Source organism: Ornithinibacillus jepli (genome assembly GCF_047228935.1).
Lineage (GTDB): Bacteria > Bacillota > Bacilli > Bacillales > Amphibacillaceae > Ornithinibacillus.
In genome coordinates this window covers 1,398,918-1,420,754 of record NZ_JBFEGG010000001.1, presented here as the reverse complement: position 1 = coordinate 1,420,754, position 21,837 = coordinate 1,398,918, and the positions used below count along the sequence as shown (strand labels likewise).

Genomic DNA, 21,837 nt, shown 5'->3' with positions numbered 1-21,837 from the left:
CAGTCCTACCATTGCGTTTATTATTGATAAACATCTAAAAGATAAAAGTCTTAAATAAGCTAAACTATAGCTATTGAATCTCTTTTAGTTTCCGATAGTATTCGTTAGTTTACAACTCACTTAGTGGTTCTCTAATTCGCACTTACTGGCTCAATCAATCGACAATACTCATTGAACCCAAAAATTCATAAAAACAAATTGTGGACTTAATATTTATACTAAGAAAGGTTAGAGCAGAACATTACCTTCACTTTAGCAGTTAAATTAATTGCATTACTGTTAGTTAACGCTATGGATAGCGATGTTTTCCGTTATAGGGGCATATTACTTGTAACATTAAACAGTTTTCGATTGCTAAAGGTAAAAAAGAATAGAATCACATGTAAAAGGAATAGCACAACGTTATCCCTATTTTGATAAAACTATTATTTAGTTTTGGGTATCATTGTTGAATTGTTTCTGGCAAATTGACGTATGTTTTGGAAATTTGTTTATTAATCCTTATGAATCACTACTTATGAGAAGATGTATAGGTGCTAATATTTATACATATTTATGGAATTGTGTTTACTCCACTAACGGGGCAGAATAGTGAAAAGGTAGCGATAATGCTACCTTTTTGTGTCATCAATGTATTTCTTTTTCAAGCTGTCTGAACCAATGCCACCAATAATCATTAAAACTAATGGTGAAAAACTTACCACGCCCTTTGGCAATCCTTCTAAAATCATAATATTTGTACCAACAAAATAATTTAAGCCGAAAATTATTAGTTTTACTAGTAATAAAAATACTCCTAGCATAAATACACTATCAAAGAACGTTTTCCATTTTGGATATGCCAATTTCTTACTATCTTGAATTACTTGTTCCGTCAATTCTTTGTCACTCCTTAACATTTCATCTATTGTGATACCGAATAAATCACTCAACTCAATGATGATTTCGATACTTGGATAGTTCTTACCAGTTTCCCATTTTGAAACTGATTGACGACTCACGTGGATTTTGTCAGCAAGATCAGTTTGTGACCACCCTCTTTTTTCTCGTTCCTTTTTTAATCGTTCACTAAAAATCATGTTAGTCATCACCTTTCCTTATTTCATTATCGGGGGAGTGTATAGCTAAAGTAAAGATAGTTATAGGTGCATCAAGGTGCAACCTCATGTTGCCAATTAATAAACCTTGTCTTATCTATGTTATTTTATCCTTTATGTTGTAAAAGTAAAAATTACTAATGATTAATTATACTATTCGGGATGCGATTATCCAGTAATGATAGTCGCTCCTTGCGTAGATGGGCAGGTTAATTGAACATACAAATTTTTCAGACTGAACAACTATTGTATACTAATGAGAAGTATGTTAAATTGCAATTTAAAATAGTAGGAGGGTTATGATTGAAAGTAGAAAAAAAATTAAGAGTATGTGAAAAAGGGCATAAATATTATAAAAGTAGTGACTGTCCAAGTTGTCCTACTTGCGATAAAGAAAATAAACCTGAAAGTGGCTTCCTATCGAAATTAAGTTCACCAGTCAGAAATGCCTTGCTTCACGAAGGGATTGATACTGTGCAAAAACTCTCAAATCAGACCGCAAAGGAAATTTTAAAAATTCATGGTATTGGACCAGCTTCCTTACCAATTATGAGAGCTTCATTGGAAGAAGTGGGTTTATCATTTAAAGAATAATACTTTGTTTTCTATCAATTGCAACTTAGATTGTGAACCAATGTACTTAAAGTAACGGGTGCTTTAACAAAACAAGTATTAAAATTAAAGAGCCTAGAATATGCAAGAATTTATACACTTCATGTATATTTAGGTTCTTTTTCCATTCAAAAAACATACTGCCATAAACAGCATCTATTGATTTATTGATTGCCTAATACATTGAATGGCATTTTACTTTTTCTCATTATAAAGGGTTATTCTGAAAGAAATAAATGGCAAAAATGAATAATGCGATTTGAAATGTAATGATTACCGGAATACCATATTTGAATGATTTATGGTGGGTTTTATGCCGAAATCGCTTGCCACCTAAAAAAATCCCAACAGAACCGCCCAACAACGCAATATTAAATAATGTTTTCTCTTTAATTCTCCATTCCCCTTTGACAGCCCTTTTTTTATCTCGGTACATCAAAACCATACCAACAGTATTGATGAAAAATAAATATGCAAATACAAGAAAAATCAACTCCAAATTAACCTCCATCTCATTCCTTTAAATCTCAATCAATTGAATTATGTAAAGGAGTTACATTTAATCAAACTACAAATAATTATAACCGAAATTTGAATAAGATTCGCTTTTATTGGGCGAGTACAAAAGGAAAGAAAAAAGGTCATATTATTAATGAAGATTTACATGAGTAAAAACTGTCCAATTTTTTCATGGAAAAAGAACACGTTATATAAATAATTTACCAATATGAATCCAATTAGTTTATCATATTAGAAAAAAATAATTGTTTTTTTGTCCAAAAGTAAAGTAGACCTAATTTTACTAAAAAGCCAATAATAATCAAGTTAGAGTTTGATTGTACAAAAATCTCACTTATCATAATATTGGAATGAAAACATTCCGTCATAAAACAAAGCATAACTCGTTTCGTATTGGAATGCCATTATTAATTTTAGTTCATATTGTTCTATATGTTTATTTTTACATGTCATAATAGCTCGTCTCTTGTCATATACATGTACCATTAGTGGGTGCAGTGTCTTTTCTGATCTCTTAAAAAGGAGGCAGTTTATGGAGTTATTCGGGCAATATATAATGGCAATCGTTCAAACAGGTGGGTTATTTGCTCCGTTATTATTTATTATGGTTCATTTAATCCGTCCAATGTTTTTTCTACCGGTAGTATTTATTTGTGTATCTGGTGGTATTCTGTTTGGTGTATTTGCTGGTACAGTGTACTCCATAATTGGTATTACATTATCTAGTATTCTATTTTACATTTTTATTCAATGGATGCCGAAGTTGTCTAAACGTCTACTTAGAATGAAGCAAAGGTTAATCGGTAAACACTCTGAATTAACGGTTACACAAATTACATTGTTACGTCTTATTCCATTTATTCATTTTCATTTATTGTCCTTATGTTTACTTGAGATTAGTTCAAATTTTAAAGACTATATGAAATCATCATTAATTACAAATATCCCACTTGCTTTAATTTACACATCAGTCGGTGGTTGGTTATCCAATTTATCCCCAATGCATATTCTCCTATCTTTATCAGCATTACTCCTCTTGATTTATGCACTAAGAAGAAAAGAAATTGTAATAAAGTGGGAAGACTTTTTCCAAACGACAACACAACATTAAAAGGCTTAAGGGGGTTAGAAATTCCCCTTTAAGCCTTTATTAATTTCGTAATAATAATTTATTAATAGGGTGCTTCCAAGTTATCTTAGCATGGGGATAACGTAACAGTAATTCCTTCTCTAAGAAATATAGGTCATCTCGAGTTAGTCCTTGTAATTCAAGTGGATCTATTACCGTTACGTGAATATCTACAATTTCAAAGGAATCCTCCGTTGTACCTACATATTTTTCTCCTTCAAATTGACAACCTTTATAAACAAAACGAATATTTTTCTTACTATTTCCACGTTCATCTAAATAGTAAAAACCTTTTGTTTCCTTGGCATTATTCAGTAGCCTGTCAGGATTTCGAAAGTATTGTATAATAGAATAAACAAGCAATATAATAGCTGCTAATAGTAAAATGCGAAATAGATACACAATCATGACCATCGTCTCCTAAGATTTGGTTATTATTATGCAATACGTAATGGAAGTAAACAAGGTTTCATTATTTATATTAAAAACATGTTACAAACATAAGAAGGAGTTTGAAAATGAACTGGAACTTACTATTTGATATGCAGAAACGACTGGATTCTTATATTGAAGAAAATCATCAATTAACAGGGCGAGACTTATTTCAAGATAAATATTTAGCTTTATTAGTTGAGTTAGGTGAACTTGCTAATGAAACAAGGTGTTTTAAGTTTTGGAGCAATAAACCTAGAAGTTCTCGCGAAGTTGTGTTAGAAGAATATGTAGATGGCATTCACTTTATATTATCATTAGGTATTGTAAAAGGCCTAACTTTTGTTTCGAATACTTTAAATAGCTCAGATCTTACGGAAACAGAATTATTTAATCAAGTATTTGAACAATGTGTTGTGTTTAAAAACGCTCCAAATCAGATAAACTATACTCGTTTGTTTGAAACCTATTTAGAATTAGGTTTGAAACTTGGATTTAAAGAAGAGGATGTTCAAGAAGCGTACATAAAGAAAAATGAAGTAAACTATGAACGTCAAAATAGTGGCTATTAATATCTAAAATTTGTGTTTCACGTTATACTAATAGAATAAAGAATATTGGAGGTATACATATGGCTAAATTAGATGAAACATTATTGATGTTAAAAGATTTAACAGAAGCTAAAGGAATCTCTGGTAATGAAAAAGAAGCAAGAGATGTTATGGAAAAATACATAACTCCATATGCAGATGAAGTGTTTACTGATAACATTGGTAGCTTGATTGCTAAAAAAGTCGGTGAAGAAAACGGACCGAAAATTATGGTTGCAGGTCACTTAGATGAAATTGGTTTCATGGTAACGAGAATCGATGATAAAGGTTTTGTTTACTTCCAAACGATAGGTGGTTGGTGGAGTCAGGTAATGCTCTCTCAACGTGTTACGATTGTAACTTCTAAAGGTGATGTTACAGGGGTTATTGGATCTAAGCCACCACATATCTTATCAGCAGCGGAGCGTAAAAAGCCTGTTGATATTAAAGACATGTTTATTGATATTGGTGCTACAAGTAAAGATGAGGCTTTAGAATTTGGTGTCAAACCTGGGGATTCTGTTGTTCCTTACTTTGAATTTACACCAATGAAAAATGAAAAGCTATTACTTGCGAAAGCATGGGATAATCGAATTGGTTGTGCAATTGCAATTGAAGTCTTAAAGCAATTACAGAATGAAAGCCATCCTAATATTGTGTACGGTGTTGGAACTGTTCAAGAAGAGGTTGGTTTACGTGGGGCAAAAACAGCGGCTCACGCTATTCAACCAGATATTGGTTTCGGTGTTGATGTTGGTATTGCTGGGGATACACCAGGAATTAAAGAACAAGATGCAGATAGTAAAATTGGAAAAGGTCCACAGCTAGTTCTTTATGATGCATCAATGATTTCTCATAAAGGGGTACGGGACTTAGTAGTCCAAACAGCAGAAGAGAACAACATTCCATTCCAATATGCTTCGATTGCAGGTGGTGGAACGGATTCCGGTTCTATCCACTTAACAGCTAATGGTGTTCCATCATTATCCATTACGATCGCAACTAGATATATCCATTCACATGCTGCTATTTTACATCGTGATGACTTTGAGAATGCGGTAAAACTAATCGTTGAAGTAATCAAAAAGCTTGATAGAGAAACAGTAAACAACATTTTCTTAGCTTAAGAATATAGATCGCATAGTAGAATGTTATATTTCTACTGTGCGATTTTGCTTATCAAATATGTAATTAAATGTGATAAGAAAGTTGAAAAGACGGGGGTTCGAATGGAAGCTTTGTTGATTTAGTGGGTGTTTCTAGTATAGGATACTGATCCTTATAATCATAAAGGGTTTTTCTATCTTTTTCCGCAAAACGATCATACTTCTTTAACTTGATACGATAAGTATAAAGCATTTTTCCATAGGGGAAATGCTTTTTTAATACAAAATTATTTAAAACAACAAGAAAACAAATTAAAACAATATATTTTTATTGTAAAACGATAAGTGTTGGTCTAAAATTAAGAAGAGAGGTGAAATTTATAAAAATAAATAAGTATGAAGAGGAGAACTCTTATGAATTTACCATTACAAAAAGATTCAACAAAAAAGCTTGTGCACAACGGGATTAGTAGGGGGATAATGCAGCTCGTGGGCTTCGGATGGCAACAGGCATTATCCTGTATATTTCCTGTTGTAATATTTGTATCATTAGCTATTACACAAATCATCTCATTACCTTTTCTACCTCGATATGATTGGTTGTTTATCATCTGTCTTTTAATGCAATGGTTCATGGTACGTTCTGGTCTGGAAACTAGAGATGAGTTAAAGGTAATCACGTTATTTCATATTATTGGCCTCGCGCTTGAACTATTTAAAGTGCATATGGGATCTTGGTCGTATCCGGAAGAGGGGATATTTAAACTATTTGGTGTACCATTATACAGTGGGTTCATGTATGCAAGCGTAGCTAGTTATCTTTGCCAAGCTTGGAGGAGATTAAAAGTAGACCTTGTTAATTGGCCACCCTTTCTGTTAGTTGTAGCTTTAGCAACATCTATTTATTTAAATTTTTTCACCCATCATTATTGGATTGATATTCGTTGGTACTTATCCGTCCTTGTCATTATTGTTTTTTGGAAATCTTGGGTTACTTACAAGATAAATGGAACGCAATATCGTATGCCTCTTGCACTATCTTTTATTCTAATTGGATTCTTTATTTGGATAGCAGAAAATATCGCGACATACTTTGGTGCTTGGGAATATCCAAATCAACGAGATACGTGGAGCTTAGTTCATCTTGGCAAGGTAAGTTCTTGGTTACTATTAGTGATAGTTAGTTTTCTAATTGTAGCCACATTAAAGCTAGTAAAGCAAAAAAAGTAATAAATATATTAAAATGCTAAATATAGAAATGAATGGCATAGGGGAATTTATCCTATTTCTTCAATTTTTATCTGCATATATACCTAGAATTACTATGTATTATTTAAATCACCTTATACCACATAGTATTCATATATAAATATCTGAAAAGGATAGGGAGTAAACAGAGCGAGAATTTTAGTAAAAATTATCCCACGAATGTATAGGAAGTATTTTCTTGAAAGTAAACATGATAAACTATACTTGTTGGGTAACAAATAGATATTCGTGGTAATCTTAAAGGGGATGGTTAAAGTATTTACTTTAACTTTTATTCTACTCTAGGAATAGGGGACGGCTGCCAACGTCAGTGATACTAATCATACACCTACTGGTGGAAGGTGGAGTAACTTCTGTCTTACAGTGACTGGCACAAAGGAAACCAAAACCAGTTATGGTTCGGATATGCAGATGAAAGATGCTGTATGGAAGCTGGAATCAGAAGTAATCGCTATCCCTAAAGGAAGGCGGTGAATGGGTCACTAGATTAGTAAAGCCTGGGACTTAAAAATGTAAGGAAAAGAAACGGAACCCTGCCTCCGTAGATTTTTATTAAAAATCTTGGAGGTAAATTCTTGAGTAGAAAAAAAGAAAACACAGGATTTCAATGTGGACATTGTGGATCTAAGGTTTTACCACTTACAAATGGTAGCTTTCGAAATCACTGTCCGTATTGTTTATATTCCAAGCACCTTGATGAAAATCTTGGTGATAGGAGTAGCTTATGCCAAGGACTTATGGAGCCCATTGAATTGATTTATCATACAAAAAAAGGGTATCAAATCGTTCATAGATGTTGTACCTGTCATAAAGTACAGCGGAACATTATGGCGGTAAATACGGTACAAGAAGACAACATTTTTCTGTTATTAAACTAAATTTGTTATAAACCTCTTAATCTATTTGTTACCCTATTTCTTTTTAATAATACTTATTTATTTTACATAATTGAAAAGAATCATAATAGAGGGGGCCAACTTGAACCAATTTAAAATGGAATATCTAAATGTAATAATGAGCCAATTTAAACATTTTAAGAACAGGGCTGAATTAGGAATACAGCAGTTATCAGTAGATGAGTTACATTTTAAACCTAGTGGAGAGTCTAATAGCATAGCGATGATTATTAAGCATTTAAGTGGTAATATGCACTCGCGGTGGGTAGACTTTCTCACAACAGATGGTGAAAAAACATATCGAGATAGAGACGCGGAATTTACCTGGGGAAATGAATCAAAGGATTATCTTATGCAAATCTGGGAAGATGGATGGAATCTACTCTTTAACACGATTGAGAGTTTAACAGAAGATGATTTAGATAAAACCGTGATATTAAGAAAAAAACCTCTAACTGTTCTACAAGCAATTCAAACTGAAATTGCCCATATTAGTTATCACTTGGGGCAATTACTTTATATTGGTAAACAAATAAAAGATAAAGAGTGGATAATTCTAAGCATACCTAAAAATAAATCTAACTGAAAGGTTGATTTGAATGATTGTACTAGAAACAGAAAGATTATATTTAAGAGAATTAGTTTTAGAAGATGTGGATGCATTATCGTTAGTACTCTCTGATCCGGAATCTATGAAATATTACCCAGATCCATATAATCGTGAGAAGGTTAAAAGCTGGATTCAACGGAATATTGATAATTATAGAACATATAACCACGGGTTATGGGCTGTAGTTCTAAAAGATGGAGATATCTTCATAGGAGATTGTGGGATAACGATGCAAAACATTGATAATGAAGTCCTACCTGAAATTGGGTTCCATATTATAAAGGACTACTGGAATAAAGGATATGCAACAGAAGCGGCTAATGCATGTAAAGAATATGCCTTTAACGTAATAAACTATCCTGCTGTTTATTCTTATACTAGCATTCATAATATTCCGTCTTGGGCAGTAGCAAAAAAAATTGGAATGCAAACATATAAAGAGTATGAAAGAAATGGAGTAAAAATAATTGTACATGTAGCATACAACAGTAATTTATAAATATTACACCGTTTTACTTCTTTTAATCAGGGTCAAAAAAATACATTATATAGTTTCTTCTTTAAAAAGGAACAACTTAATTCAAAAGGAGAAGACTTTTGATGTTTAGAAAATGTCAGAGGAACTTGAATAACGAATTCAAGTTCCTCTTCGATTTAAGCTAAATAATTATTCATAACTTTCTTAACGTAATTCTGTGTTTCTTCAAATGGTGGTATTCCTTGGTACTTATCTACGTTACCAGGACCAGCATTGTATGCAGCTAATGCCAACTCCATATTGCCGTTATACCGGTTTAACATTTCCCTTAAATATTTCGTCCCGCCTTCAATGTTTTGTTTAGCATCAAATGGATTTAATACACCTAGGCCACGTGCGGTAGAAGGCATTAATTGCATTAATCCTTGTGCACCTGCACTACTTTTAGCAAATTGATTATAGTTGGATTCCGTCTTAATAACAGAATGTATTAACCGTTCATCAATACCATATTTATTAGCAGCTTCGGTTATAATAGCACTATATTCATTCGGAATGGGTTGTAATCCGCTTGGTTGTGCTAAATTAGTATTATATAGTAGTGAAGAAGAGGGAAAAGGTAAATTAGTTTGTTTCGTAGAAGTCGACTCTTCTAATTTACTATCTAGTATTTGTTTAAATGCCAAATCTACAATAGGTGAAAAACTTGATAGACTATCATTATTTGAACTTAAGATTGACATTGCTTGATATTGCATTATCATTTGTAGTTGTCTAATATCCATACGTTAGCCACACCTCTATTCACTACCATTTTACTATATAAGTAAGTTAAAATACTAGAATGAAATTATTTCTTTACCAGAGTCCTTTAAAATGTCCTCATAAAATGAATCTTCCCCAATACAAATCACTCGATCACAAAGGTGATTAATTTCATCCATGTCATGCGAAGTATAGATGATTATTCGATTATTGTCTTTTGCTTGTTTTAGTAGGTAAGAACCAATTTCTATTTTAGACTTTAAGTCAATCCCGACAGTTGGTTCATCTAAAAGTAACATTGTCGGTTCATGGATAAGAGTGATAGCGATGTTTAACTTCCGTTTCATCCCACCTGAAAGCTTTTTAACTGGTTCTTCCCATTTATCGAGATTCATATCTAAGCATAGTTGTCTTAATTCTTGACTGCTTTTAGAAGATAAGGAAAGCTTTTCAAAAAACAGCATATTTTCTTTCACCGTAAGCTCTTCCCAAATGGCAATATCCTGTGGAACATAGCCAATGTACTTACGTATTTCTTTCCGATTTTTGCTGTACAAGTAATTAAAAAAGGAAATGCTACCTTTATTAGGCTTATCAATCGTCGCTAAAATACGTAATAAGGTTGATTTACCCGCTCCGTTTTCTCCGACAAGTCCGATAATCTCACCAGGCCGAACGGTAAAGGTAAGATTTTCGAGTACTAGCTTTTTCCTATAGCGTTTCTTCAAAGAATCTACACTAAGCATTGGTAACCTCCTTTCGTATTAATGTTAAGATTAAAAATATGAAACTAATAATTCCCCATAAAATGGTAAGATTCTCATTAATAAAATCTTGAAGCGGGTTAAAATAATTTACATAAGGTATTTCAGGAATGATCTGATGAATCGGAATGATAGCACCTGTTAAAAAAGCTAGGACGATAACTAGCAAAATGGATACCCAATAGTAGGTAAAGGCTTTTCTAAAAAAACTTGCTAAACCAAAAGAGAGCATACATAACATTAGTCTAAAGCTGATTAATATGAATATAAAACGAAGTGAAATCGATTGATCTAAACGTAAAGTAAACAAAGCAATAGCTATTAAATCAAATAAGAAAAAAATAAAAAAATATAAGATAATTAATTTTAAATAGTAACTCCATTTAGAAACTTTCATAAACGAAAAACGAGCTGAAACGGTTAGTGCTCTTTCTTTAATTACCCAGTCAAATAAAAATAATGAACTTAATAAACTTAAAATAGCCCAAATTGTCCATGTATTCCATGAAATGAGAGAAGGTTGTTCCTCTGAATTCGACGTACCTGTGTAGGTAAATGCTGTATTCAATAGGTTTTCATTTAACTGAACTTGTCTTACCTTATTTTGGACTTCTTCCCAACTCCAAGGGTCAGAACCGTTATATTCTTCATTCATTTGTAGAATGAAGTTAGTCGCTTTAGCACGACCTGCTTCCTCTTGGACTAGTGAAACAATCATTTCTTTTACAGGAGTATAGGCAAAGGATAATTCTGTATAGTAACTCGAGATAATATTTTTTCTAAGCCCACTTTTTATATTTACTTCAAATTCATCATGAATAATAAACACACTGTCAACTTCATGTTTTTCAAGATTGTATAATGCTTCTTTTTCGTTACTTTCATAAACTTGTACAAGATTAGAATTAGAAATTGATTGTAGTAAATTGTTTGCCAAGGCTGAGTCATCTTCTACCACGATTCCAATGGGAACCTTGGAGTCGTCCTGGATAGTGTTTACGATAGAAATAAAAAGATATGTTCCAAGTACTGGAAGTAATAGCCAGAAAAGCGTGGTTAACAGTTTCTTTTTCCACAATAGAAGACGTGTTTTCAAGATATCTATCATGTCTTTAAACGCTCCTTTAGTAAGGCTAGACTAACCGTTAGGAATAAACCTATGCCAGTCGATAAAAGAAGAGGGATGTAATCCACATAGACTCGACCATTTAGTAAAATTTCCTCTAACCAATGAAATACTTGGAAAGAGAAAACATATGCTAAGTAATCTTGAAGATAGAGTGGCAAATAAATTTCTGGGATAAAAGATCCACTCGCAAGCATTAGGGTTCCGGTCAAAATAAGCTGCACTAATAAGGATAATTTTTTGGAACTTATAACGGTTTCTATAACTGATAAAATAAATAAAAAGATAACCGAATGTAAAGCTAGTAGTATCAATAATCGTGCATAATTATCACCTTGTAAATTAATATCCAGTGCCTGTACTATTCCGGTAAATAATAACATTCCTATCAGGATACTAATGATCAATGTGATCAATATTCTAGCTGTTATTTGTTGAAGATCTGTTACACCGTAAAGCATCATTCTAGTTTTAATTTCCTTCGATTGTTCTTTATATAAGAGTTGGTAAATCGTGAATATCCAGATGGTATACAAGAAAAATGCTGCAGCCAAGCCGAAATATTGCTTTGGTGAAGAAGTGGCATTATTAGACAACGCATGTTGATCTAATACATTGTCCTTACTAATCGCATATAACAAGAATTCATTAAATTGTTCTAGTACAATTTGGTTTCTCGATTCGGCGCTTAAGTTTAATTCTCTAGCGAAATGATTGATGGTTAAAATATTTGCTTGGGAAGAACTGATATGCCTTGCAGCGCTATTTACTAGCTCTTTAATAAGATAACTTTCCATTTCTCGATTAGGATTACCAACAATAGTAACGACAACAGAATCTCCATTTAATAATTTACTCGTAAACTCTTCCGGAAATAGAATATAGGAAACTATTTCGTCCTCTTCTATCATTTCTTTAGCAACAGTTTCGGAAACACGTTCCATGTGTAAAAAATCACCGAGCTGAGTGGAATCCTCTAATAATTGGATAATCATGTCCGTTTCGCTAGATTGGTCTAAGTCAACCAATCCTATTTGTAACGGTTCTTCCTCTAAATTTGATATAAAAGTAACTAAAATATACGCAACGAGTCCAATTAATAAAATTGGAAAAACGAAAAGAAGAGGAAGTGATCGCCACTTCCTCCTGAGTTGCAAGAAATTATTTTTGGTGAATAACGATACAAACTTAAGGAATTGCATTATGTTCACCTACTTCATAAATTAAAACCCAAATCCAATAATTCCCATTAACCACTGCTCTAATTGTGGAGTGACTTCTGTTTCATAGTATGTCATTAACTCTTCTATAGATAAACTACCAATATCTTTTATTTCATCTCCATTTGGTAATGAAATACTGTCAGTAATTTTGGAGTCTTTGTTGATAGTTAATACGACTGCATTTTCTGGAATACCGTCACCAGCTATTGTTAATTCATGATTGGAGTTCATTTGATCTCCATCATATTCCGCATTACCAGTCCAAAGTAAATCAAAAGTATAACCAGTTTGATCATGGAGAGTAAATTTACGGTTGAAATCTTTCTTATTTTTATCCGTTGTTTCATTAGATTCGTAGATTAGTTGTATCGTATCAAAAGATAAAGTAATAGTATCATTGGTTTCACCATCATTATTTGATAGTGTACCATCTAATGAAATTGTATGATCTGTTCCAAACTCATCAACAAGACCAAAATTATATGTGAGTGATACATCGGAATCATTATTTTCAAGCTGTCCAGTTAAATAAAGGGTAATTAATTGCTCTTCAGTTGGCCCTACTTCAATAGAAAAATCTCGTTTAACTATAATATCTTTATTGACCCAAATAGTTGATGTAAGGCCATTTGGTATGATGAAATTATCTAATCCATTTATCGCTTCTGTCATCACATTATCGTATTCTTCTTCAAAATTAGGAATATCTAAATTAGCATTTTCACCTAGTACTACAGGACCTGTTCCTTGTGCTTGAGCATACTGTACAATTATCTCTTTTAAATGTTCATCGTCAGCCATTTTAGTAAATAAGTCTTTTAATATCGCTTTTACTTGGTCTTCTGTTAAATGGAAAGTAATTTTTTCTGTATCAATGTTGTCACTTTCCATTTTGACTGTTTCATTACTAGATTTAAATGCATCTTCTGGTAATTCATCATATAGCCACTTTACATATTCATCTTCAATATATTTTACATCTTCCTCAGCTATAATATTACCTTCAAAAAGCATATTAAAGTCTAGCTTTTCTTCACCAGTAAAGGCATTTGGGTCAACTTGGTGAAGTAATTTACCTAAATCATCACCATTTAATTGTAATATTTCATTGATAAAAGGTAAGCCGAGCATCATTTTTTCAGACGTAACATAGAAATTAATATCCTCGATAGAGATATTTCCAAAGCTTCCCTTTATTCCTGCAGTTGCGATCTTCTCTTTACGATCCAATTGACTCGTTACAGTAACGGTACTGCTATTAATAATTTGTTCTGGTGTAACAAATCCTTGACTATTAGAAAGTTGCATATTTAATTGTGCAGAAATCTCATAAATATCTTCGATAGGATTTTCTAATCCTTTTTCATGCCAACTAAGCTCAGAATCAAATCTTTCCTTGACTTGTTCGGTTAGAAAATCATACGTATTCTTTTCAGAAAGAAAATAACTTGCCTTTGGCGTATTGCTTTCAATTAGAACAAATGCAGCAACACTTCCACCAATAAGTAAAACTGCTGCAGCGATAATAATCGCAAATAATTTGCTGAATCCCTTTTTATTCTGCTTTCCATCTTGATAGTAATCTACCATCTGTATTCCCCCATTCAAATCTGCCCATAAATTTTAATACAATACTTACATTGTATAACACCGATTTACAAAAGAGTCAATTTATTTTCGAAATGATATAAAATATATTGAATCATTACTAAAATTCTGAAGTGAAAGTAAGATGAAAGTTTTTATAGCTCTTTTGTCCATGTGTAGTAACTATTAAAAACGAAACTAATAGTTACTTCCATTATATTAGACAAGTTTAGGTAAATGACTTAATTTTAGATAAAAATAAAAGAAGGTATCATGTAAGACACCTTCTTAGATATGGTTAACTACCTGCAGTTTCACTTTTAACACCTTGCTCTAATGCTTCAAGCATTTCTTGTTTTTCCTGCTCATCTGATTGCTTCCAAATTAACTCAAATAATACACCAAGACCAGGAAGCATTTTTTCTTCACCTGATTGAATCGCATCAACAATGGTTGCTTCCAACTGACTTTGATCGTTATTTGAGATATTGGATAAAATGGCATTACGCAAATTTAGATTCAAAAAATCACTCCTTATTTGTATTAAACTATGGATAGTTTGACCAGTTTAGGATTAAATATGTATGATAGTAAAAAGAATAATGATAAGGAATGAAGAATTTGTTAACATCTGTAAAGAACGATAAAGTGAAAGCTTTGAAGAAATTACATACAAGGAAAGAACGTGAGAAAACAGCAACTTTTTTCATTGAAGGCTTTCATTTAATAGAAGAAGCGGTAAATAGCAATTGGACGATAAAGGAAATTATATTACAAGATGGCGTTTACTTACCAAAGTGGGCCGATGATTTTAAGATTGTTGAAGTCAGCGAAAATGTGTTTCAACACATCACCCAAACGAAAACTCCTCAAGGTATTGGAGCCGTTGTTAATTTGAGCAAAGTTACTAAGTTTGATGGAAATCATGTACTACTACTAGACCGTATACAAGATCCAGGTAATTTAGGTACAATCATTCGCACTGCTGATGCTGCAGGTTTTGATGCCGTTATTCTAGGAGAAGGCACTGTAGATGTTTATAATGATAAAGTAATTCGATCAACACAAGGCTCCATATTTCATATACCAGTTATACGTGACAATCTAATAGAGCGTATTCAGAATTTGAAAAAGGAAGGTTTTTCTATTTGGGCAAGTGCACTCACTAATTCAAAGGATTTTCATACAGTAAAGACTAACGATAAGGTTGCCTTAATAGTAGGAAATGAAGGATCAGGTATCCAGCATGATTTATTAGACTTGGCAGATGAACTAGTAAAGATTCCTATTTATGGTAAAGCAGAGTCACTGAATGTTAGTATTGCAGCAGGGATTTTAATGTACCATATTAAAGGTTAATTCTTGCAAATACTAGGTAAAATGACTATAATTTATTCTATATGTGAATAGTTAAAAGCTATGAAAGAGCGATTAACAGTAAAAAATATAGTTTTCAGGGAAGAAGCGTCTTAGACTGCGAACGCTTCTACTATCAACTCGTTAATCTTTCACTCTGGAGCTGACACTTGGACCTAATTAATTTAGTAAAGGTGTTCCGGAAAAATCCGTTAAAAATCTCGAGTTGGGCACACAAAGAGTGTCAACAAGGGTGGTACCGCGAAAACAAGCCTCGTCCCTTTTTTTATGGGATAGAAGGCTTTTTTATTTTAGTTTTGAACATAGTTTTGTCACCGTATGCAAAGTATTGAAGTGATTGTACTGAGTGGTCCAAATATGCGGAGACTTCAGTGGGGAATAGGCTCACCAGCTGCCCACGGCAAGGAAGATAATTCTATTGGTTATTCTAGTAATTGTCGCCCTTGTGCTGGAAGTAACGGCAAGTATTTTTGGACTGCGGACACGGCTGATAATGAAATGTGAAAATACTTATGAATTCTAGGAGGGAAAAAACTATGCAAGAAGAATTAAAAGCCATTCAAGAAGAAGCACTTGCAAAAGTGAAAGAAACATCAGACCTTAAAGAACTACAAGAAATCAAAGTTGCATACCTAGGAAAAAAAGGCTCACTTACACAAGTATTACGTGGAATGGGCAAACTCTCACCAGAAGAAAGACCCGTAGTAGGTGAAATCGCCAATCAAGTACGAGAAGCAATTACAACTGCTATCGATGAAAAGCAAACAACACTTGAAAATGCTGCTTTAGAAGAAAAACTAAAAGCTGAATCTATTGATGTAACTCTTCCGGGCAGACCAATTAAAGTTGGTGGACCACATTTACTTACAAAAGTGATAGAAGAAATTGAAGACTTATTTATTGGAATGGGCTATGAAGTGAGAGAAGGTCCTGAAGTGGAAACGGATTACTTTAACTTTGAAGCACTAAATTTACCAAAGGATCACCCTGCAAGAGACATGCAGGATTCCTTCTATATCACAAATGAATTATTACTACGAACACATACATCACCAGTACAAGCGCGTACGATGAAAGAATATAAAGGTGAAAAAGGATTTAAAATGATTTGCCCTGGTAGAGTGTATCGTCGAGATACAGATGACGCAACTCACTCTCATCAATTTACTCAAATTGAAGGATTATATGTAGATAAAGACGTTAAAATGAGTGACTTAAAAGGAGTTCTAAACGTATTTGCGAAGAAAATGTTTGGAGAAGATCGAAATATTCGCCTGCGTCCAAGCTTTTTCCCATTCACTGAACCTTCTGTAGAAATGGATATCTCTTGTAAAGTATGTGACGGAGAAGGTTGTTCTGTATGTAAAGGAACAGGTTGGATTGAGATTTTAGGTGCCGGAATGGTACATCCGAATGTATTAGAAATGGGTGGGTATGATCCAAAAGTATACTCAGGCTTTGCGTTTGGAATGGGGCCAGAACGGATTGCCATGTTGAAATATGGTGTAAACGACATTCGCCAATTCTATTTGAATGATAGTCGATTCCTAAAACAATTCCACCAGGCTTAAGGAGGGTAAAAGATGTTAGTTTCATTAAATTGGTTAAAAGATTATGTAAATATTGATGGTATAAGCCCAGAACAGCTTGCTGAAAAGGTAACAAAGTCTGGGATTGAAGTGGATCATGTGGAGTATATTGCGGAAAAGAGCAATAATGTTGTCGTTGGTTATGTGCAGACTTGTGAAAAGCATCCAAATGCCGACAAGTTAAACCTTTGTCAGGTTGATGTTGGTGAAGAGACATTACAAATTATTTGTGGTGCTCCTAATGTACGGCAAGGCCAGAAAGTAGTAGTCGCTAAACCTGGTGCTGTATTGCCTGGTAACTTTAAAATTAAAAAGGCAAAACTTCGTGGGGTAGAATCTAATGGAATGATATGTTCCTTGCAAGAGCTAGGATTTGATGAAAAACATATCCCGAAAGAATTTGCAGAAGGTATTTTTGTTTTTCCGGAAGATGCTCCAGTTGGTGAACCTGTTGAAACGTTATTAAATTCAACAGATGCGATATTAGAGTTTGATTTAACTCCTAACCGTGCAGATTGCTTAAGTATGTTAGGAGTAGCATATGAGGTTGGCGCATTATTAGATAAACCTGTGATACAACCGAATGAAGAAGTTCATACTTCAAGTGAAAATGCAGCTGATTATATCTCGGTTAAAGTAGAGGAAGAATCCTTAAATCCTTACTATGGAGCTTTTGTCATTAAGGATGTAGAAATTAAAGCATCCCCAATATGGATGCAAAATTACTTGTTAGCTGCTGGAATCAGACCAATTAACAACGTCGTAGATATTACGAACTATGTATTGTTAGAGTACGGTCAACCATTACATGCATTTGATTATGATCGTTTAGGTTCAAAAGAAATCGTTGTTCGTACAGCAAAAGAGGGGGAACAAATTGTTACCCTTGATGATGTGGAACGAACCTTATCTTCAGAAAACCTAGTGATTACAAATGGGCATGAACCTATTGCACTTGCTGGTGTTATGGGTGGTGCTAATTCAGAAGTGACTAGTGAAACGAAGAATATCTTACTAGAAGCAGCATACTTCGATTCAATATCCATTCGTAAGACAGTAAAAGCTACTGGTCTTCGCAGTGAGGCAAGTACTCGTTATGAAAAAGGAATTGATCCAAATCGTGTTAAACGCGCTGGATTACGTGCATGCCACCTATTAGAACAATATGCAGGCGGGAAAGTTTTAGATGGTGTCGTTGAATTCGATAAACTCGATCGTAGTGAAACAACGGTTGAAGTTGATACGGCAACAATCAACAAGAGACTAGGTACGGATATTTCTTCAAATGATATTGCAAAGATTTTAGAGAGATTAGCATTTAATTTTGAGCGTTCAGAAGATAACTTCAGAGTATTTGCTCCAACTCGACGTAGAGATATTACAATCTTTGAGGATATGCTAGAAGAAGTAGCTAGAATTTATGGATATGATAATTTACCGTATACTCTTCCAAAAGGAGAGGCTACTGCGGGAGGTCTTACGAAGAGACAACAACTTAGACGTGCTGTGAAAAACTATTTAGAAGGTGTAGGCTTAATGGAAACTAGAACCTATTCTCTAACTAGTGAAGCGTTTATCCAGAAACTAATAAGTCCAGAAATAAAAGCTTTAAATCCAGAACCAATTAGCTTAGCCATGCCAATGAGTGAGGAACATAAATATTTACGTTTAAGTGTTTTACCAGAACTATTAAAAACAATAAGCTATAACCTAGCTAGAAACCAAGCTAATCTTGCTTATTACGAAATTGGCTCCATCTTCATTACAAGCGAAAAGGAATTAACAAAACAACCTGATGAGCAACTCCGTCTTTCTGGTGTTCTAACAGGAAAATGGTTAGAACATTTATGGCAGCAAGAAAGTAAGAAAGTTGATTTCTACGTAGTGAAAGGGATTGTAGAAGGGTTATTCGACCATTTAGAACTTCCTTTATCTGTTAAACAGACTCAGCTTACAGATATGCATCCAGGACGTACGGCTGCTATATTATTAAACGGTAAAGAGATTGGGTTTATCGGTCAGTTACATCCAGTACTTGAAAAAGAGCTTGATTTAAAAGAAACGTATGTATTTGATATTAATATGGAAGCAGTGCTTGCTTCACATCACCATGTACCAAGCTATACACAGATTCCAAGATATCCATCTGTTACAAGAGATATAGCATTTATTTTGGATGATGCAGTACATGCAGGGGATGTAAAAGCAACTATTGAAGAAGTAGGGGCACCACTCGTAAAACAAGTTCAAGTATTTGACTTGTACAAAGGAGAAAATCTACCAGAAGGTAAGAAATCAGTTGCATACAGTCTACTATACCTTGATCCAGAAAAGACTTTAGTGGATGAAGATGTGGAACAATCTTATCAAACCATTATTGAAGCAGTAAATCAAAAACATAATGCATACGTAAGATCGTAATATGTTATTGGTTAGAGAAGAATAGGTATTTGTAAAAGATCACATAGAGTGCTATGTGATCTTTTTTATTGAAAAAAATGGAAGAAAAAATAGTTAAACAGTCTGAAAATTGTGTTAGAATAAGAGGAAATAGAATATTGAAAAATATGTCGAATTAATGGGGAGTACGATACGTGTTAGCATATAACCATCCATATATTATCTCAATTGCTGCAGTATCTGGTGGAGGGAAAACAACGATTTCTAAAGAACTTCATCAATTATTACAACAGTCCAAAGTGATTTATTTTGATGATTATCAATTAGAAGGTCCAGAAGATATAATCGATTGGGTAGATAGAGGAGCAAATTATGAAGAATGGGATATAACTCCTCTTATTCAAGATATAGAGAAACTAGCTACAGAATCGTTACATTATATCATTCTTGATTATCCTTTTGCACGAATGCATTCCAAATTACGCAGTTCAATCGACTTAGCAGTGTTTATTGACACACCGCTTGACATTGCTTTGGCTCGTAGAATAATAAGGGATTATCAACAGGATTCTAAAGTAGAATTATTCAAAGAAATGGATTTATACGTGAATTATGGCCGAAAAGGATATTTAGAAATGTTAACTTCCATTAAGCCAAACAGTGATTTAGTTGTAGATGGGACGTTAACCGTTCAAGATATTTTAATAAACATTACAGAGGCAATGAAGGTAAATCAAAGAGATTTGGAGGAGAAATAATGGGTTACATAGAAGAACTTAGAGCACTTGTGGGGAATAAACCTTTAATATTAGTTGGTACTGCAATAGGGGTCATCAATAATGACGGTGAAATTTTACTACAAAAAAGAGGAGATGGCCGCTTTGGAGTTCCGGGTGGATTTTTAGAATTAGGAGAATCTGCTGAAGAAGCTGGAAGAAGAGAGGTTCTGGAGGAAACTGGAATTGAAATAGGGGAATTAGAGTTAGTAACGGTTATCTCAGGAAAAGAACATTTTGTTAAATTGCCTAATGGGGATGAATTCTATTCTGTGACGATTGTTTATAGTTGTAGGGATATAATTGGTGGGGACTTAAAAGCAGACGGAACGGAAACAGTAGAAGCAAAATTCTTTAAGCCTAGCGAGTTACCGGATGGCTTAAATCCGTTACTAAAACAGCTTATTTCGTCCTTATCTATATCTTATAAGAAGTCAAATTAATACAGCAAAATCATGGATTAATGGAGGATATAATGCTGACCTCAACTTTAACGTTTTGATAGTAGTTTATTAAATAGAGTAAAGCTATTCTCCATAGTGAAAAATAATACGATACAACATTTTTAGTTTAATTCCAAAGCCTATAAATCATAGATGAAAAGGGGATAACCGTGGTAAACATAACATATATGCAACAAAATGACGTCGAAAAAGTAGCAAAATTCATAGCAGATTTAAATAGTATGGAGTCCTCTCATATTGGATTTTGTAGTAAAGATAGTGTAGAAATTACGGAGTATTTTCAGGAAGAAATTCCTTTTACTCACTGCTTTGTAACTGCTTTTAGTGATGGAGAACTTGTTGGGGTATTAGGGATTGATCCTGATTTTGAGAGCGGTGTAGGAGAGGTATGGGGACCTTTCGCTTTAAACGAACATATGGATATAGTGGATGAAATGTGGGAATTGCTTCATGCAGAAAGACCAAATAATATTAATAGTTATATTTTATTCCCAAATAAAGAAAATAAACTGGTCTATGAGTTTGCCAATCGTAACGCTTTTATAAAAGGGAGCGAACAAACAATATTAGTCTTTGACCGTAACGATATTCAGCTATTGCAGGATACTAGTTTAAAGGAACTAACACCTGAATACTATGATGATATGAAAGCACTACATGATCATACTTTCCCGGGTACTTATTATAGTGGCGAACAAATTATTAGTCGACTTGACGAGCATAATAAAGTATTGATTCTGTTAGAAGATGGGGAGCTATGTGGTTATGTATATGTTGAAGCGGAACCAGAGTTTGGTGATGGAAGTATTGAATTCGTTGGTGTGAATGAAGTGAAAAGAGGGAAAGGAATTGGTAGTCAGTTAGTAGCAGGAAGTTTAAAGTGGTTATTTACCTTTGACACGATTGAATCTATTAGATTAACAGTAAGTACAGAGAATAAAACAGCTATAAACCTATATCAAAAAGCTGGGTTTAAGTTGAAACATAGTTTATACACTTTCAGGAAGAGTGAGAACTAGAGGTTGTCT

The 21,837-nt window shown here is 33.5% G+C and carries 24 protein-coding genes, 1 pseudogene and 1 other annotated feature; of the genes and pseudogenes, 16 read left to right on the top strand and 9 right to left on the bottom strand.

The genetic code is table 11. The features are described from left to right. Positions 1-228: 228 nt before the first annotated feature. Positions 229-417, top strand: a pseudogene (locus AB1K81_RS07440) (hypothetical protein); the annotation flags it as partial. 194 nt (positions 418-611) lie between these two features. Here the strand turns inward: AB1K81_RS07440 and AB1K81_RS07435 are convergent. After that, on the bottom strand, positions 612-1,079 hold the full coding sequence (locus tag AB1K81_RS07435; protein WP_412975982.1) for a helix-turn-helix domain-containing protein: 468 nt from the start codon (positions 1,077-1,079) through the stop codon (positions 612-614). A gap of 321 nt (positions 1,080-1,400) precedes the next feature. Between AB1K81_RS07435 and AB1K81_RS07430 the strand changes: the two genes are divergently transcribed. Then, entirely contained in the window at positions 1,401-1,691 is a 291-nt protein-coding gene (locus AB1K81_RS07430; RefSeq protein WP_412975981.1) for an RNA polymerase alpha subunit C-terminal domain-containing protein, read from the top strand. A gap of 226 nt (positions 1,692-1,917) precedes the next feature. Here AB1K81_RS07430 and AB1K81_RS07425 read toward each other — a convergent pair whose 3' ends face one another. Next, positions 1,918-2,208, bottom strand: a complete 291-nt coding sequence (locus AB1K81_RS07425; RefSeq protein WP_412975980.1) for a DUF1294 domain-containing protein — start codon at positions 2,206-2,208, stop codon at positions 1,918-1,920. A 552-nt stretch (positions 2,209-2,760) separates the two neighbouring features. Between AB1K81_RS07425 and AB1K81_RS07420 the strand changes: the two genes are divergently transcribed. Further along, positions 2,761-3,339 carry a TVP38/TMEM64 family protein gene (locus AB1K81_RS07420; RefSeq protein ID WP_412975979.1) on the top strand — a complete coding sequence of 193 codons (579 nt, stop codon included), beginning with the start codon at positions 2,761-2,763 and terminating at the stop codon, positions 3,337-3,339. A 39-nt stretch (positions 3,340-3,378) separates the two neighbouring features. Here AB1K81_RS07420 and AB1K81_RS07415 read toward each other — a convergent pair whose 3' ends face one another. Then, positions 3,379-3,765 (bottom strand): sigma-w pathway protein ysdB, encoded by a 387-nt coding sequence (locus AB1K81_RS07415; protein ID WP_412975978.1) that lies wholly within the window; start codon positions 3,763-3,765, stop codon positions 3,379-3,381. Between the two features lie 110 nt (positions 3,766-3,875). Between AB1K81_RS07415 and AB1K81_RS07410 the strand changes: the two genes are divergently transcribed. The 6 genes from AB1K81_RS07410 to AB1K81_RS07385 all read left to right on the top strand — a co-directional run bounded on the left by AB1K81_RS07410 (position 3,876) and on the right by AB1K81_RS07385 (position 8,759). Continuing rightward, complete coding sequence (locus tag AB1K81_RS07410; RefSeq protein ID WP_412975977.1) at positions 3,876-4,361, top strand: dUTP diphosphatase; 486 nt, start codon at positions 3,876-3,878, stop codon at positions 4,359-4,361. A 59-nt stretch (positions 4,362-4,420) separates the two neighbouring features. Then, positions 4,421-5,506 carry a M42 family metallopeptidase gene (locus AB1K81_RS07405; RefSeq protein WP_412975976.1) on the top strand — a complete coding sequence of 362 codons (1,086 nt, stop codon included), beginning with the start codon at positions 4,421-4,423 and terminating at the stop codon, positions 5,504-5,506. 459 nt (positions 5,507-5,965) lie between these two features. After that, a complete protein-coding gene (locus AB1K81_RS07400; RefSeq protein ID WP_412976131.1) occupies positions 5,966-6,715 on the top strand; it encodes a DUF817 domain-containing protein in 750 nt (249 codons plus the stop codon). Between the two features lie 614 nt (positions 6,716-7,329). Further along, positions 7,330-7,632, top strand: coding sequence for an RNHCP domain-containing protein (locus AB1K81_RS07395; protein ID WP_412975975.1), 303 nt, complete (start codon positions 7,330-7,332; stop codon positions 7,630-7,632). Positions 7,633-7,732: 100 nt separating this feature from the next. After that, positions 7,733-8,236, top strand: coding sequence for a DUF1572 family protein (locus tag AB1K81_RS07390; RefSeq protein ID WP_412975974.1), 504 nt, complete (start codon positions 7,733-7,735; stop codon positions 8,234-8,236). Positions 8,237-8,249: 13 nt separating this feature from the next. Then, the gene (locus AB1K81_RS07385; protein WP_412975973.1) at positions 8,250-8,759 is read left to right on the top strand and encodes a GNAT family N-acetyltransferase; all 510 of its coding nucleotides are present in this window, start codon (positions 8,250-8,252) and stop codon (positions 8,757-8,759) included. 155 nt (positions 8,760-8,914) lie between these two features. On the opposite strand, the gene AB1K81_RS07380 is transcribed toward AB1K81_RS07385, so the two are convergent. From AB1K81_RS07380 to sspI, 6 genes are all read right to left on the bottom strand, one after another. Further along, positions 8,915-9,523, bottom strand: a complete 609-nt coding sequence (locus tag AB1K81_RS07380; RefSeq protein WP_412975972.1) for a lytic transglycosylase domain-containing protein — start codon at positions 9,521-9,523, stop codon at positions 8,915-8,917. Between the two features lie 54 nt (positions 9,524-9,577). After that, a complete protein-coding gene (locus AB1K81_RS07375) occupies positions 9,578-10,249 on the bottom strand; it encodes an ABC transporter ATP-binding protein (RefSeq protein WP_412975971.1) in 672 nt (223 codons plus the stop codon). Beyond that, positions 10,242-11,375 (bottom strand): ABC transporter permease, encoded by a 1,134-nt coding sequence (locus AB1K81_RS07370; protein WP_412975970.1) that lies wholly within the window; start codon positions 11,373-11,375, stop codon positions 10,242-10,244. The genes AB1K81_RS07375 and AB1K81_RS07370 overlap by 8 nt, the downstream gene beginning before the upstream one ends. Then, positions 11,372-12,595: an ABC transporter permease gene (locus AB1K81_RS07365; RefSeq protein WP_412975969.1), complete on the bottom strand. Its 1,224-nt coding sequence runs from the start codon at positions 12,593-12,595 to the stop codon at positions 11,372-11,374. The genes AB1K81_RS07370 and AB1K81_RS07365 overlap by 4 nt, the downstream gene beginning before the upstream one ends. Positions 12,596-12,616: 21 nt before the next feature. Continuing rightward, positions 12,617-14,206, bottom strand: a complete 1,590-nt coding sequence (locus AB1K81_RS07360) for a hypothetical protein (protein ID WP_412975968.1) — start codon at positions 14,204-14,206, stop codon at positions 12,617-12,619. A gap of 295 nt (positions 14,207-14,501) precedes the next feature. Beyond that, positions 14,502-14,726 carry a small acid-soluble spore protein SspI gene (gene sspI / locus AB1K81_RS07355; protein WP_412975967.1) on the bottom strand — a complete coding sequence of 75 codons (225 nt, stop codon included), beginning with the start codon at positions 14,724-14,726 and terminating at the stop codon, positions 14,502-14,504. A gap of 98 nt (positions 14,727-14,824) precedes the next feature. Between sspI and AB1K81_RS07350 the strand changes: the two genes are divergently transcribed. The 7 genes from AB1K81_RS07350 (at position 14,825) to AB1K81_RS07320 (ending at position 21,828) form a co-directional block, all read left to right on the top strand. Next, positions 14,825-15,562, top strand: a complete 738-nt coding sequence (locus AB1K81_RS07350) for a TrmH family RNA methyltransferase (protein ID WP_412975966.1) — start codon at positions 14,825-14,827, stop codon at positions 15,560-15,562. A gap of 51 nt (positions 15,563-15,613) precedes the next feature. Continuing rightward, positions 15,614-15,844, top strand: a binding site (T-box leader). Positions 15,845-15,937: 93 nt separating this feature from the next. Next, complete coding sequence (locus tag AB1K81_RS07345) at positions 15,938-16,084, top strand: hypothetical protein (RefSeq protein ID WP_412975965.1); 147 nt, start codon at positions 15,938-15,940, stop codon at positions 16,082-16,084. Positions 16,085-16,116: 32 nt separating this feature from the next. Next, positions 16,117-17,151 carry a phenylalanine--tRNA ligase subunit alpha gene (pheS, locus tag AB1K81_RS07340; protein ID WP_412975964.1) on the top strand — a complete coding sequence of 345 codons (1,035 nt, stop codon included), beginning with the start codon at positions 16,117-16,119 and terminating at the stop codon, positions 17,149-17,151. Positions 17,152-17,163: 12 nt separating this feature from the next. Continuing rightward, positions 17,164-19,590 carry a phenylalanine--tRNA ligase subunit beta gene (pheT, locus tag AB1K81_RS07335; protein ID WP_412975963.1) on the top strand — a complete coding sequence of 809 codons (2,427 nt, stop codon included), beginning with the start codon at positions 17,164-17,166 and terminating at the stop codon, positions 19,588-19,590. A gap of 173 nt (positions 19,591-19,763) precedes the next feature. Beyond that, entirely contained in the window at positions 19,764-20,327 is a 564-nt protein-coding gene (locus tag AB1K81_RS07330) for a nucleoside/nucleotide kinase family protein (RefSeq protein ID WP_412975962.1), read from the top strand. Further along, positions 20,327-20,788 (top strand): NUDIX hydrolase, encoded by a 462-nt coding sequence (locus AB1K81_RS07325; RefSeq protein ID WP_412975961.1) that lies wholly within the window; start codon positions 20,327-20,329, stop codon positions 20,786-20,788. The genes AB1K81_RS07330 and AB1K81_RS07325 overlap by 1 nt, the downstream gene beginning before the upstream one ends. A gap of 170 nt (positions 20,789-20,958) precedes the next feature. Next, complete coding sequence (locus AB1K81_RS07320; RefSeq protein ID WP_412975960.1) at positions 20,959-21,828, top strand: GNAT family N-acetyltransferase; 870 nt, start codon at positions 20,959-20,961, stop codon at positions 21,826-21,828. Positions 21,829-21,837: the final 9 nt, after the last annotated feature.